General features: G+C 66.8%; 13 protein-coding genes. 9 read left to right on the top strand and 4 right to left on the bottom strand.

What is annotated here, in order from left to right; all coding sequences use genetic code 11:
- Positions 1–887 precede the first annotated feature (887 nt).
- The 3 genes from CDN38_RS23080 to CDN38_RS23090 all read right to left on the bottom strand — a co-directional run bounded on the left by CDN38_RS23080 (position 888) and on the right by CDN38_RS23090 (position 3,982).
- Complete coding sequence (locus CDN38_RS23080) at positions 888–2,216, bottom strand: ABC transporter substrate-binding protein (RefSeq protein ID WP_075513604.1); 1,329 nt, start codon at positions 2,214–2,216, stop codon at positions 888–890.
- Positions 2,217–2,295: 79 nt separating this feature from the next.
- On the bottom strand, positions 2,296–3,123 hold the full coding sequence (locus tag CDN38_RS23085) for a carbohydrate ABC transporter permease (protein WP_075513595.1): 828 nt from the start codon (positions 3,121–3,123) through the stop codon (positions 2,296–2,298).
- Entirely contained in the window at positions 3,110–3,982 is an 873-nt protein-coding gene (locus CDN38_RS23090) for a carbohydrate ABC transporter permease (protein WP_075513596.1), read from the bottom strand. Before CDN38_RS23090 ends, CDN38_RS23085 begins: the two co-directional genes overlap by 14 nt.
- A gap of 34 nt (positions 3,983–4,016) precedes the next feature.
- On the opposite strand from CDN38_RS23090, the gene CDN38_RS23095 reads away from it, so the two are divergent.
- The 9 genes from CDN38_RS23095 (at position 4,017) to CDN38_RS23125 (ending at position 10,940) form a co-directional block, all read left to right on the top strand.
- On the top strand, positions 4,017–5,534 hold the full coding sequence (locus CDN38_RS23095) for a TldD/PmbA family protein (protein WP_075513597.1): 1,518 nt from the start codon (positions 4,017–4,019) through the stop codon (positions 5,532–5,534).
- Entirely contained in the window at positions 5,531–6,904 is a 1,374-nt protein-coding gene (locus CDN38_RS23100; RefSeq protein WP_075513598.1) for a TldD/PmbA family protein, read from the top strand. The genes CDN38_RS23095 and CDN38_RS23100 overlap by 4 nt, the downstream gene beginning before the upstream one ends.
- A 40-nt stretch (positions 6,905–6,944) precedes the next feature.
- Positions 6,945–7,802 (top strand): carboxymuconolactone decarboxylase family protein, encoded by an 858-nt coding sequence (locus CDN38_RS23105; protein ID WP_075513599.1) that lies wholly within the window; start codon positions 6,945–6,947, stop codon positions 7,800–7,802.
- A 3-nt stretch (positions 7,803–7,805) separates the two neighbouring features.
- Positions 7,806–8,576 (top strand): Rv1352/Rv1906c domain-containing protein, encoded by a 771-nt coding sequence (locus CDN38_RS23110; RefSeq protein ID WP_233026996.1) that lies wholly within the window; start codon positions 7,806–7,808, stop codon positions 8,574–8,576.
- Between the two features lie 116 nt (positions 8,577–8,692).
- A complete protein-coding gene (locus CDN38_RS31975) occupies positions 8,693–9,004 on the top strand; it encodes an alpha-L-fucosidase (RefSeq protein ID WP_267888322.1) in 312 nt (103 codons plus the stop codon).
- Positions 8,890–9,483: an alpha-L-fucosidase gene (locus CDN38_RS31980; protein ID WP_267888323.1), complete on the top strand. Its 594-nt coding sequence runs from the start codon at positions 8,890–8,892 to the stop codon at positions 9,481–9,483. The genes CDN38_RS31975 and CDN38_RS31980 overlap by 115 nt, the downstream gene beginning before the upstream one ends.
- A complete protein-coding gene (locus tag CDN38_RS31985) occupies positions 9,471–10,145 on the top strand; it encodes an alpha-L-fucosidase (RefSeq protein ID WP_267888324.1) in 675 nt (224 codons plus the stop codon). The genes CDN38_RS31980 and CDN38_RS31985 overlap by 13 nt, the downstream gene beginning before the upstream one ends.
- 152 nt (positions 10,146–10,297) lie before the next feature.
- Positions 10,298–10,687: a DUF732 domain-containing protein gene (locus CDN38_RS23120; protein ID WP_082277433.1), complete on the top strand. Its 390-nt coding sequence runs from the start codon at positions 10,298–10,300 to the stop codon at positions 10,685–10,687.
- Positions 10,688–10,733: 46 nt separating this feature from the next.
- Complete coding sequence (locus CDN38_RS23125) at positions 10,734–10,940, top strand: hypothetical protein (RefSeq protein ID WP_075513601.1); 207 nt, start codon at positions 10,734–10,736, stop codon at positions 10,938–10,940.
- Positions 10,941–10,962: 22 nt separating this feature from the next.
- On the opposite strand, the gene CDN38_RS23130 is transcribed toward CDN38_RS23125, so the two are convergent.
- Complete coding sequence (locus tag CDN38_RS23130; protein ID WP_099319207.1) at positions 10,963–13,566, bottom strand: cation-translocating P-type ATPase; 2,604 nt, start codon at positions 13,564–13,566, stop codon at positions 10,963–10,965.
- Positions 13,567–13,787: the final 221 nt, after the last annotated feature.

Here is a 13,787-nt window from a genome sequence, read left to right on the forward strand (position 1 = left end):
TCGTAAACTCCAACAAGCGACATCGGGTACGCCGCAACAGCCCAGATGGGGACGCCTCCGCGCCAGCCCACCAGCGCCCGTCCAGCAGGCCGCATGAATGTTTACGAACAGGCACTAACATGGACCCCAAGTCGATTCGGTGTGCGTTGACAAATGCTGCTGGTCAACGATGTCCTCGTGCGCGGCCTTGGCCGCCCACGCACACCATGGGCTCTGTTTCGGCACGCCGATGCCGCACCTTCGCTCAAACCTCTTGTGGTGGCAGTTGGCGAAGCGGCGTCACTGTCGCTCTGGTGATCGCGATGCCGCACCTTCGCTCAAACCTCTTGTGGTGGCAGGCGTTCGGGGGCTGTCTCTCGTGCTCACCGAGTCGGCTGTCATGCCGCCGCATCGAGTGTGCGCTGGCGGCTTTGACTGTGTATGGAGGGCGGGAACCGCCGCGATCGGCCGCCCTGACGGCACAGTCAAAGCCGCCAGCGCACGCTCGACGCCGCCAGCGCACGCTCGACGCCGCCAGCGCACGCTCGACGCCGCCAGCGCACGCTCGACGCCGCCAGCGCACGCTCGACGCCGCCAGCGCACGCTCGACGCCGCCAGCGCACGCTCGACGCCGCCAGCGCACGCTCGACGCCGCCAGCGCACGCTCGACGCCATCAGCCACCGACCCAACCGCACCAGCACGGGATTTCCATCTCCCCACACCGGGGCGCAGCCCCACGACCGCTTTGAGCGAGGAGCCCAGGGGCGCAACGAATTTGTCGCTACCAGGTGGGCAAAACGAGACATCCCGAACCCGCGGAGACTGATGTGGCTGATGGGAAAGCCCGGTTGCAGCCCACAACTCAAGGACTAGATCAGCGCCGTCCTAGTGTCCGGCATGTCGGCTATCAGCGCTGGGCTGCGGCGTTGGCCGCGGCCTGCGCCTGCCTCAGGATGGTCGCGACATCGCCGCGGCCCAGGAACATGTCGTCGAAATAGGGCTTGAGGGCATCGTTACCGGCAGCGAATCCCGAACCGCCGGGCGCCGGAATGCGCGGTCCGTTCAGCACGGCGAAGAACGGGGCGACGTCGACACCCTTGGCTTTCCAGTAGGCGAAGTAAACGGGCTGGGCCGCCAGCACCGCCGGGATGGCCGCACCCTCACGGCCCAGGTAGGTGTTGCCTTCGGTGCTGCCCATCCAGGCCAGTACCTGGCCCACCGCGTCTGGGTGCGTGGTGGCCGAATTGCCAGCCGCGGCAATACCATTCGTGACGCTCACCCGTCCCACCGGCCCGATCGGCAGCATCGCCACACCCCAGCGGAAGGTGGCGTCGCGGGCCACCGGCGCCAGGCTGTAGGTGCCGGACTGAAACAGCGCCATGCGGCCGGCCAGGAACTGGTTGCGGGAGAAATCGCCGTTGTCGTTGGTGTCGGAGGCGGGCGGCGCGACATGGTCGTCGTTGATCAGGCCGACCAGATACCGGAAAGCCGAGACTGCGGGCGCGTTGTCGAAGGCGAACTCGTTGCCGCGCTGGAAAACCCCGCCGGCCGAGCCGATGTAGTTCAGGTAAATGCCCTGCGGGTCGTTGGCGGCGTTGTAGCCCCACTGGCGAACTCGTCGGGCCTCGAAACTCGGGGTGCCGGCGACATGTCCGTCGCTGTCGACGGTGAGCCGGGCCAACAGCGGGCGCAACGTGTCGTCGCTGCCCGGGCTCCAGCGCACCCGGTCCAGCTCGGCCGGGTCGACACCGGCGGCGGCCAGCAGGTCGGCGTTGTAGAACACGGCGACTCCCGCGTCGGTCAGCTGCGGCACTCCCCACAGGACGCCGTCGCGGGTGAACTGGTCGACCACCGACGGTTCCCAGCCACCCGGATCGAGGTGTGGGTCGATCTTCATCAACCGGTCGCTGTCGGCATAGGCGGCGAGGTGGGCGTTGGACAGCCAGAAGATGTCGTCGGCGCTGCCGCCGGCGACGTCGGTGCGCAGGGTGTCGAAGTATGTCGAATAGGACACCAGATTCGTGCGCACTTCGATGCCGGGATGGGTGCGGGTGAACTCTTCGAACGAGCGCTGATACGCCAATGCGATCGGCTCGGCCCACAGCCGGACGGTGACGACGATCCTGCCGGCGGCCGGTTCGCCGGCACGGTCCAGCATTACCGCCGTAACCCCGAGAAGCGCCGCGATCGACGTGAGCGCGGCGGCGACCAGGGTGGAAAAGCGGGGGCGCGTCATGGTGTGCATCCAGATTGCCGTGACGGTCGTGGGTCGGCCACAACGACCGCCCTAACGGCAATCTCGGCGCAATGACGCGTCATTTGAGCCCCGAGACCAGGATCGACGAGACGATATGCCGTTGAGCCGCGACGAACAGCGCGATCAACGGAACGATCGCGACCGTCGTCGCCGCCATCACCAGCGTCCACTGGGCGTTGAACCGCGACTGCAGGTCGGCCGTGGCCACCGTCAACACCCGCCACTTGTGGCCGCTGGTGATCACCAGCGGCCACATGAAGTTGTTCCACTGTGAGACCACGGTGATCAGCGTCAGGGCGGCCAGGACCGGGCGGCTGGACGGAATCACCACGTGCACAAGCACATCCAGGGTGTTGGCGCCGTCCAGGAAAGCCGCGTTGATCAAGTCATTCGGGATGATACGAAAGTGCTCGCGCAGCAAGAAGATCGCATACGGCGATCCGAACATGAACGGCAACACCAGTGCCCAGAACGTGTTGCGCAGGCCCAGCTGCGCCATCATCAGATACAGCGGCACCACCGTGACCGTTGCCGGCACCATCAACGTCGCGATGTAGACCCAGAACAACACGTCTCGTCCGGGGAATTCCAGCCGGGCGAATGCGTAGCCGGCCAGCACCGAAAACGTCATCTGTCCCAGCAGGATCACCGCCGTCATCAGCGCGGTCACCACCGCCGCGCGGCCGAAGCCCGCGCCGGCCAGGTCGGTGAAATTCGACAGCGTCGGCGGGCGCGGCAACTGCAGCGGCGTACCCGTCGCGAACTGGTGGGCGGAGGTGAACGACGTCAGCAGCCCAAGCAAGAAGGGCAGCAGCATGATTACTGCGCCGAGGATCAGCCCGGCGTAGATCACGGCGTTGGAAACCGCCCGGCTAGGTGAGGTCATAACTGATCCGTCGCCGGAAGTACAGGTGCTGAACGAAGGTGACGCCGACCAGAATGACGAACAGCACCACGGCCATCACCGACGCCCGACCGATGGCCGCCGAACCGAATGCCTCGGAATAGATCTGGTGAGCCACCAGGTCGGTGCTGCCTTCCGGCCCGCCGCCGGTCAGTGCGTAGACGATATCGAAAATCTGTGCGGCGCTGACGATTCCGGTGACTAGCACGAAGAAGGTCGTCGGCCGCAGCATCGGCAGGGTGATCCGCCAGAATCGCTGCCAGGCGGTCGCGCCGTCGGTGCGGGCGGCCGCGTGGATGTCGTCGGGGATGGCCAGCAAGCCCGCCAGGAACGACAACGAGACATAGCCCACGTTGGTCCAGACGACGACGGCGGCCACCAAGGGCAGGGCCAAATCGGGATGGCTGAGCCATTCGACCCGGCGGCCCAGCACGGCGCTGACGGCGCCGTCGGTGGGCGCCAGGATCCAGCGCCACATCACCGCAATCGCCAGTGGGGCGCAGACCCACGGCAGGACGTAGAGCGTGCGGAAAAAATTCGTGCCCGGAAGCCCCCGGGCCAGCATCATCGCGGCCAGCAACCCGAGCACTGTCTGCGCCGGAACCACGATCGCCACGAAGATGGCGGTAACCACCAGCGAGCCGCCGAAGTCGGAGTCGGCCAGCACCGACCGCCAGTTGGCCAGCCCAACGAAGCGCAGCGGGCCCAGCAGATCCCACCGGTACAGGCTCAGCCAGACGACCACCAGGATGGGCAGCAACAGGAAGGCGAGCACGCCGAACAGGCTGGGCGCCAGCAGGGCGTACGCGAGCGCGGCGGGTCGGCGTGGCGTGGCGCGCATGGGTGTATTAAAGCGTGGTCGATACGGTGGAGTCGTGACACCGAAGCGCGGGATCGATTCCGACTTCCTGGACCTGCCGCGCCACGCGTTGGCCGACGCCGCGTTGTCAGCGGCCACCGCCGCCGGGGCCAGCCATGCCGACCTGCGGATTCATCGCCTCGGCACCGAGATCATCCAGCTGCGCGACGGGGAGCTCGAGACCGCGATCGCCAGTCACGACCTGGGCTTCGCGGTGCGGGTGATCGTCGACGGCACGTGGGGCTTCGCCTCGCACGCCGAGCTGGCGCCGTCAGTGGCAGCCGATACCGCGCGCCGCGCGGTGCAGGTGGCCACCACGCTGGCCGCGCTGAACACCGAGCGCGTCGAGCTGGCGCCGGAGCCGGTCTACGCCGACGTCAGCTGGGTGTCGGACTACCAGATCGACCCGTTCAGCCTGCCCGCGACCGACAAGATCGCCGTGCTGCAGGACTACTCCGGCCGACTGTTGAGCGCCGACGGCGTCAATCATGCGTTAGCCAGTTTGAATGCGGTCAAGGAGCAGACCTTCTACGCCGACACTTTCGGATCGTCGATCACCCAGCAGCGGGTGCGGGTGTACCCGTCGCTGGAGGCGGTCACCGTCGATACGGCCGCGGGCACCTTCGATTCCATGCGCACCCTGGCGCCGCCGACGGCCCGGGGCTGGGAGGTGGTCGCCGGCGACGAGATCTGGAACTGGACCGACGAACTGGCTCAGCTGCCGTTGTTGCTGGCCGAGAAGCTCAAGGCGCCGAGCGTGACCGCAGGCCCCACCGACCTGGTGATCGACCCGACCAACCTATGGCTGACTATCCACGAATCCATCGGCCACGCAACCGAATACGATCGCGCCATCGGCTACGAGGCGGCCTACGCCGGAACGTCGTTCGCCACACCGGACAAACTCGGCACCATGCGCTACGGATCACCGGTGATGAACGTGACGGCCGACCGCACCGCCGAATTCGGTCTGGCCAGTATCGGTTACGACGACGAAGGCGTGGCCGCGCAGAGCTGGGATCTGGTGCGCGACGGGGTGTTCGTCGGCTATCAGCTCGACCGGGTGTTCGCCCTGCGGCTGGGCCAGCCCCGCTCCAATGGTTGCTCGTATGCCGACTCGCCCCATCACGTGCCGATCCAGCGGATGCCGAATGTGTCGTTGCAGCCCGGGTCCGAAGACCTCAGCACCGCCGACCTGATCAGCCGGGTACCGGACGGCATCTACATCGTCGGTGACAAATCGTGGTCGATCGACATGCAGCGCTACAACTTTCAGTTCACCGGACAGCGGTTCTTCCGCATCCGCGACGGCCGCCTGGACGGTCAGTTGCGCGATGTCGCATATCAGGCGATCACCACCGATTTCTGGAATTCCATGGAGGCCGTGGGCGGCCCGTCGACCTGGCGGCTGGGCGGGGCGATCAACTGTGGCAAGGCCCAGCCCGGCCAGGTCGCCGCGGTCAGCCACGGCTGTCCGTCGGCGCTGTTCCGCGGCGTCAACGTGCTCAACACCCGGACCGAAGGCGGCCGATGATCACTGCGCAGCACGTCGTCAACATCGTCTTGACGGAAGCGGCACAGCGTGGCCGCGCCGACGAGACCATGGTGCTCGTCATCGACCGAACCGAGGCGACATTGCGGTGGGCGGGCAATTCCATGACCACCAACGGGCTTTCGACAAGCCGCAGCGTGACCGTGATTTCGATTGTCCGCCAAGGTGATAACGCTTTCGTCGGCGCTGTGGAGACCGGTGAGGTCGACCCGTCGGTGTTACCCGGGCTGGTGGCCGCGTCGCAGGACGCGGCCCGTTCGGCCCCGGAAGCCGGTGACGTCGCACCCCTGCTGGCCGACGCCGGGGTGCCCGTCGACTGGGACGCGCCGGTTTCCCGCACGGGCATCGAGGCATTCACCGATGTCGCCGCTTCGCTGAGCCGCGAGTTCGGCGGATCCGACCGGCTGTACGGCTATGCGCACCACAGCCTTTCGACGACATTCCTGGCATCGTCGACAGGTTTGCGGCGGCGCTACACCCAACCGGCCGGCGCAGTGGAGATCAACGTCAAACGCGGCGACACCAGTGCCTGGGCGGGCGTCGGGGCTCCCGACTTCGCCGGTGTGCCAACCGATGTGCTGCTCGATCAGCTGTCGACCCGGCTGGGGTGGGCGCAACGCCGGGTCGAGCTGCCCGCTGGACGGTACGAGACGATCATGCCGCCGTCGACGGTGGCCGACATGATGCTGTACCTGTCGTGGTCGATGGCCGGCCGCGGGGCACAGGAGGGCCGCACCGCGCTGTCTGCTCCCGGCGGCGGGACCAGGGTGGGGGAGCGGCTCACCGAGCTGCCGCTGACGATGTTCTCCGACCCGATGGCGCCGGGCCTGGCGTGCCGGCCGTTCGTCGCGGTGAGCAACTCGTCGGAGACGCTGTCGGTGTTCGACAACGGCATGGACATCGGCCATGTCGACTGGATCCACGATGGGGTGATCAATGCGTTGGCCTATCCGCGGGCCACGGCCGCCAAGTACGACGCCCCGGTGGCCGTGGCCGCCGAGAACCTGTTGATGACGGGCGGTTCGGCTGGTCTGGCGGAGATGATCGCGGCCACCGAGCGCGGTCTGCTGCTGACCACGTTGTGGTACATCCGCGAGGTCGACCCGATCACGCTGCTGCTCACGGGGCTGACCCGCGACGGCGTCTACCTCATCGAAGACGGCGCGGTGACTGCGGCGGTCAACAACTTCCGGTTCAACGAAAGCCCGCTGGACCTGCTGCGACGTGCCACCGAGGCCGGTGTCAGCGAGGTGACGCTGCCCCGGGAATGGGCGAATTGGGCCACCAGGGCGGCAATGCCGTCGCTGCGGATACCGGACTTCCACATGTCGTCGGTCAGCCAGGCGCAATAGCCGATTGCCGGGACGTAGGGCACGTCCTAGCGTGTGAAAGATGGCGGCGGAGACACCGGTTGGCGTGGGGCTTGCCCGGTTGGTTGCGTGGTCCCCGGGCGACGGGCGGGTTGCCGGGTTGGTCCGACGGGTATGTGCACGAACGCTGTCGCTGCCAGCCGTGCCTTCCGAGGCGGTCGTCGACGAGCCGGCGTCGGAGGCGGAACGTGCCGTTGCCGAGTTCGCCGAACAGTTCAGTGTTGACGTCTCCCAGATCAGTGCCGAGCAGCGATCGGGTCTGCTTGAGCAGTTGGGGGACAGCGCATTCGGGGCTGTGGTGTCGATATTCATCGCCGACTTCGTGCCGCGGGTGCGCGCGGGTCTGGAAGCGCTGGGCATCGGCTCGCAGCACCTGGGATGGGCGCGGGAACCGATCAGGTGGAACCACGCGGCGACCGAGGGGCCCGGCGTTTTGTTCAACGACTTCTTGCCCGCTGTGGCCCGGATGCGCGCACTCGATCCCGTCATCTCCGAGCTGGTCCGGCTGCGGGGGGCGGTTGCACACAACTGCCGGCTATGCAAGTCGCTGCGTGAGGGCACCGCCCTGGATGCCGGTGGTTCGGACACGCTGTACGACGAGATCGACCGCTTCGAGACCTCGACCTTGCTCGATGATTGTGCAAAAGCCGCCCTGCGATATACGGATGCGTTAATTTGGACGCCTGCGCACCTCGCCGTCGACGATGCCGCCGAGGTGCGCTCCCGGTTCTCCGAGGCTGAGGCCATCGAGCTGACTTTTGACATCATGCGTAACGCCAGCAACAAGATTGCCGTGTCGCTGGGTGCTGACGCGCCGCGGGTGGAGCAGGGCACCGAACGGTACCTGATCGGGGCCGACGGTCAGACGGTGTTCGGCTGACCGATGGGCACCGGAAGCATGGTCCGGGCGATGTTGGCCATCGCGGTGGGGGTGGCGTCGGCGTGCGGTCTGGCGGGGTGTTTCGGCACAGGTGGCAGGGCCGCCCGGCCGACGGTGTCGGTTCACGACCGGGAGGAATCACGACTGCCGCCGATCTATCCCGGCACGACGGTGTCGATCCCGCCGACCACCACTTCCGCGGGCCCGGCGAACACCATCCCGGGTGACGGCACCTACCGGGTCGGGGTCGACATCCGGCCCGGAACCTACCGGTCGCAGGGCAGCAATGCCTGCTATTGGGAACGGCTCAGGGGCCTTGGCGGAACCGTCGAGGACATCATCGCCAACGGCGCCGGAACCGGGCCGCAGGTCGTGCAGCTTGCGCCTACGGACGTCGCGTTCAAGACGCAGCGCTGCCCGACGTGGACGCTGGATTCCGGCGCTTCGACCACGTCGACCACTTCCACCACGTCGACGACTTCGACGACATCGACGACGCCGGTGAAGCTGCCCGAGGGTGCCCACACGTGTCCGACCACGGCCGGGCCCGCCGGCGGGTTGAGCCAGTCCGCGGTCGGATCGCCGGCGACATCCTGCCAGTTCGCCGAACAGGTTCGGCTTGCCTACGGAGCCAGCGGACCTGCCGGCCCTTCACCTCGGCAGGTCAACGCCGTCAGTCCCGTGACCGGCCAGTCCTACACCATGACTTGCTCGGCCGACGGGGGATTGGTGGTGTGCAGCGGCGGCGACGACGCCGTCGTCTACCTGTACTGAAGCGTTTGACGATCCACGAAAACGCTTGCTTCCGTTGGGCTTTGCGGTGGCCAGGCCCAGCCGTCGAAATCAGTGACATAACCACGGACACCGGCCGCTCCGAGTAAGGTGCGTGGATGGCCGACTACGAACCGACCAAGGAGTCGCTCGCGACGCATCGGGTGCCCGAGTGGTTCGAGAACGCAAAGTTCGGGATCTTCATCCACTGGGGTTTGTACTCAGTGCCCGGCTGGGCTCCGCTTGAGGCCGACACCCAGGAGCTGATGGCCACCAAGGGACCCGCATATTGGCTGAAACACAACCCGTATGCCGAGTGGTATCAGACACCATCGCAATCCCGGGCAGCCCGTCACAGCGACACCACGCCGAAACCTATGGCCCCGACTTCACTTACGACGATTTCAAGCCGATGTTCAACAAAGCGGTGAAGCAATTCGATCCCGACTCCTGGGCCGCTTTCTTCGAGCAAGCGAACGCGCGCTACGTGGTGCTCACCACCAAACACCACGACGGATTTACGATGTGGCCCAGCCGGCACCCCAACCCGCACAAGGAATCCTGGCATGCCAACCGCGACCTGGTCGGCGACCTGACCAGCGCGGTCCGCGACCGCGGCATGAAAATGGGTCTGTACTACTCGGGCGGGTACGACTGGACGTTCAACCCGACGGTCATCACCGATCTGCCGGGGCTGGCGAGTTCGCTCGTCCAGACAGACGAGTACGCGCAATACGCGGACAACCATATTCTCGAGCTCGTCAACCGCTACCAGCCGTCAGTGCTGTGGAACGATATCGGCTACCCACCCCAGTCCAAACTCGCTGAGCTGTTCGCGCATTACTACAACCAGGTGCCTGACGGAGTCATCAACGACCGCTGGCCAAAGTCCCCGGTGTGGAACCCCTGATCATGGGAGGTCTCGGGCTGGCCGGTGCCCTGTGGAGGTTCCTGCCCGACCGAGTACGGGTCCTGGACTTCCCGACCGGTTTCCACTACGACTTCCGCACCCCGGAATACGCCCAGTACGACGAGATCAAACCGGACAAATGGGAATCGACCCGCGGCGTGGGGAACTCATTCGGCAACAACCGCCAAGAAGGTCCCGACGAGATGCTGACCCTCACCGATCTGGCCCGCAGCTTCGCCGACCTGGTGAGCAAGAACGGCAACCTACTGCTTGGCATCGGGCCCTACCCCGACGGGACGATCCCGGAGCTGCAAGCGCAGCTGCTCACCGACTTCGGCGCATGGCTCGACGTGACCGGCGAAGCCTACTTCGACACCCGCCCCTGGACGACCCCGCAAGCCACCGCCACCGACGGCACCCCGCTGCGCTTCACCCACACCGATGAAGCCCTGTATGTGACGTTCCTGCAGGCCCCGGGGGAGCGCCGCGTCGGGCTGCGCGGCCTATTGGGGACCTCAGAGACCACCGTCCAGTTGCTTGGCGGCGGCACACTCGAACACGAATGCGCCGCCGATCGCATCAACGTCACATTCCCCGACTCGCTGGACGTTTGGCCGGCCTACGCGCTCAAGGTCACGCCAACGCCCACCCTCGCGAACTGACGCCAGCACCAGCGCACCTGAGACGTCGCACGCGGCACCGCGGCTGCAATGCCTTTAAGTACTGGCACTGTGCAAATATTTCGGTGTTGACTTAAATGTATATGGCTAGGATTTGGCTAGGATCGGATTTCCTCTCAATGGCAGGTTGAGAAATGAACGCCCCTCAGATGAGCTCACCGGGCCGATTGATTACCGGCCTCGCACTGGTGGTCCTGCTTCTATGGCAGGTTCTGACGTTGCCGCCGCATGCATCGGCGGACTGCGTCTTGACCGCGCAGGATCAGCGTTACATCGCACTGCTGGCACACCGCCAGATCGGCGCGGCTGCCGGGAACACCGACTGCGACGTGGCAGCGCAGGGCCGGCAAATCGCCGACGACGTTCGCGTGGCAGACAACCCGCCGTTGCGGGCATCGACCATTGCGGAGGCCGTGTACGATGAAACGGACTTGACCGTGGAACAGGCTGCGTTCGAGGTCGCGGCGGCGATCTACGTCTACGCACCGGACATGGTCTGGGTAGTTGAAAACATAGCGTTGTAATCAGCGCCCGGGTAGGGCGGTCTACGCGCACAAGGAGAACGTCCAGATGATCACCAAAGCGCTGATCAGTGCCGCTATCGCGGTCGGTGCCGCGATCGGGGTGGCCGCACCGGCCATGGCTGATGAGTCAACCGCGCCCGTGACCACGTGTAACTGTGACCAGCCGGCCGAGAAGCCTCCCGCCCCCAGCCCGCAGCAGATGAACCAGAGCATCCGGCAGGCCCTGGCCAGCCTGGAAGCCGGCGAAGGCTGATCCGAAGGCTTGGCCGAACCGCTTAGCCGCCGACCCCAGGTGATCCCCCGCTTGCTAAGCGGCGGCGGTGACGCGCTCGCAGGTGCTTGTCGAGCGCATCGATGGCCAGCAGGATCGGTATCGAGCTAAGCGCGACCACCCAGCCCCACAGCGGCGGGTTCCACTGGCCGAGCAACCTGGCAACCGGCGGCATCCACAATTCGACCAACGACAACGTCAGACCGATGAGTGCCGCCGGCACCAAGAGCCGGTTGCTGGTCCAGCCCAGCGCCCCTGGCCAGCGCGAGGACGACCGGCAGGCAAAGACGTTCGCCGTCTGGGCGAAGACCACCGTGATGAATGCCGCGCCGGATGCGGCCGCCAAGGCGTGCCCGGTGGGGAACGGGTCGGCCGGACGCCAGCCGAGCGCCAGCATGGACACCAGGAAGGCGGCCAAGGAAAGGACCGCTTCAAGGGGTCCCAACAGTCCGAAGGCCCGGCGCAGCACGGTGTGGTTCATCAACCGGCCGCGCACCGGCGGACCTTCGAGCAGGTGCTGCGCCGGCGGCTCGGCCCCCAGCGCGACCGCCGACAGGGTGTCGGTGCCTATGTCGAGCGCGAGGATCTGCAAGACCCCGAGTGCCAGTGGGAACAGGCCGCCCGAGAGCGCCCAGACGAGAAACGGCGCCAGCTCGGCGACGTTGTCGGTCAGATGGTAGGTCAGGAACCGGCGGATGTTGACGAAGGTCGCCCGCCCCTGCTCGATACCGGCCACGATGCCGGCGAAGGAGTCGTCGAGCAGCACCAGGTCGGCGGCCTCGCGGGCGACGTCGGTGCCGGATTCGCCCATGGCCACGCCGATGTCGGCCTCGTGCAGCGCCGGGGCGTCGTTCACGCCGTCTCCGGTCATCGCGACCACGTGATGCCTGGACCGCACTGCGCGGGCGATGCGCAGCTTGTCCTCCGGGGAGACCCGGGCGATCACCACCCCGTCGCGGTCGAGCAAAGCGGCCAGATGCTGTTCGTCGTCGGGCAGGTCCGCCCCGGAAAGCACCGGTGAGTTCGGGAAGCGCAGCCCCACCTGGTCGGCGATGGCCGTGGCGGTGGCCGGATGGTCGCCGGTCACCATCGCCACCTTCACTCCGGCCCGTCGGCAGGCCTGAAGCGACTCGGAGACCTCGTCACGCGGCGGATCCTGCAGTGCCACCAGGCCCAGCAGGCGCAATCCCTGATCGCATTGTTTCTGGTCCCGTGGGGTGCGGCCGTCGCGCGGGCTGGAAGCGACGGCGAGCACCCGCAGCCCACGGTCGGTGAGGGCATCCACCGCCTGGTGGGCCGCCGGGTCTTCGCCGCAGAGCGGAAGCACGGTGTCGGGTGCCCCCTTCACCACTATCTCGTCGGCCAGCACAACCGCCATGCGGCGCAGTCGGGGATCGAAGGGGAACCGCAACTTGGGCGGACTGATGCGACGGTCCTCGTCGGTGTTTATGCTCAGTCGCCGTGCCAGAGTGTCGAGGGCTGCCTCCATAGGGTCCCCGTGGGCTCGCCACTGCCCGTTGACTTCTTCGGCGTATCCGGTGGAGCAGCGCTCGGCGGCCCGGGCTAGCTCGCGGACCGCGTCCTCGGCGGTGGGTGAGGACCACGCCAATGTGGCCGTCGGCCCGTAGCCGGCGCCGTCGAGGCTCAGTGAGCCGGCCGGTGTCCAGGCCTCGACGACGGTCATCTGGTTGCGGGTCAGGGTGCCGGTCTTGTCGGTGCAGATGAACGTCGTCGAGCCGAGCGTCTCGACGGCCTCGAGGTTGCGGACCAGGATCTGGCGCTTGGCCATCTGTTCGGAGCCCCAGGCCAACGACAGCGTCACCGTCGGCAGCAGCGCCTCCGGGACCAGGGCCACCGTGACCCCGATCGCGAACACGAAGGCCTGCTGGACGGGATTGCCGACGAGCATCGAGATGAGCAGGAAGACGACTCCGACGCCGACGGCGATTGCTGCGGTGAGGCGGACGACACCGCGCAGCCCGCGGGTCAGTGGCGTGTCGGGTTTCGTTGTCGAGGTCGTCAGCCGGGCGATGCCCGCCAGCCGTGTATGTTGGCCGATCGCGGTGACCCGGGCGCACGTATCGCCCTCGACGACGAAGGTTCCCGCAAACAGCGCGTCGCCCTCGGCCACGGCGCCGGCCACGCTTTCGCCGGTCAGCATGGAGGAGTCGACCAGCAACCGATTCTCGGTGAGCACCATGGCGTCAGCTGGCACCCGGTCGCCGCTTTCCAGGAGCAGGATGTCGTCGAACACCACGTCCTCGGCCTCGATCACCTGCCGGCGCCCGTCACGCCACACCGTGATGCGCGTCGGCAGCATCTGTTGCAGCCGGTCGGCGGCGCGGTCGGCTCGTGCCTGCTGGATCAGTGCGAAGACCCCGTTCAGCACGATCACCGCGATGATCGCGATGCTCAATTGGGGAAGCTTGGCGAAGAACGCGAGTACCGCAGCGGCCCAGAGTAGTAGCGCGAAGAAGTGCGTCAGCTCCCCGAGCAGGCGGCGGACGACCGACGGCCGCCTGGCCGCGGGGAGCCGGTTGGCGCCGTCTTTTGCGCGCCGCTGGCTGGCCTCGGCCGTCGTCAGCCCCGGCGGTAAGACATCGGCCATGGTCCTCCTCTCGGCTGCGTAGCTGGCGTTGTCAGTAGGTGAACTCGGTGGGCCTCTGCATCCCGCGTCCTGACGCAACGCTAACCGCGGAGGTTGACAATCGGTTGTTCCCGCACAGATTGCTGGCAACAGCCGAAATGCTATCGGCGAGGCGGTCTGTCCCGCCCGCGCGTACAACCGGCCTCGTGGCGGCAGCCTGGTTCGGCGTTGGTCTACTGTTT

This window comes from Mycobacterium ostraviense (assembly GCF_002705925.1).
GTDB lineage: Bacteria > Actinomycetota > Actinomycetes > Mycobacteriales > Mycobacteriaceae > Mycobacterium > Mycobacterium ostraviense.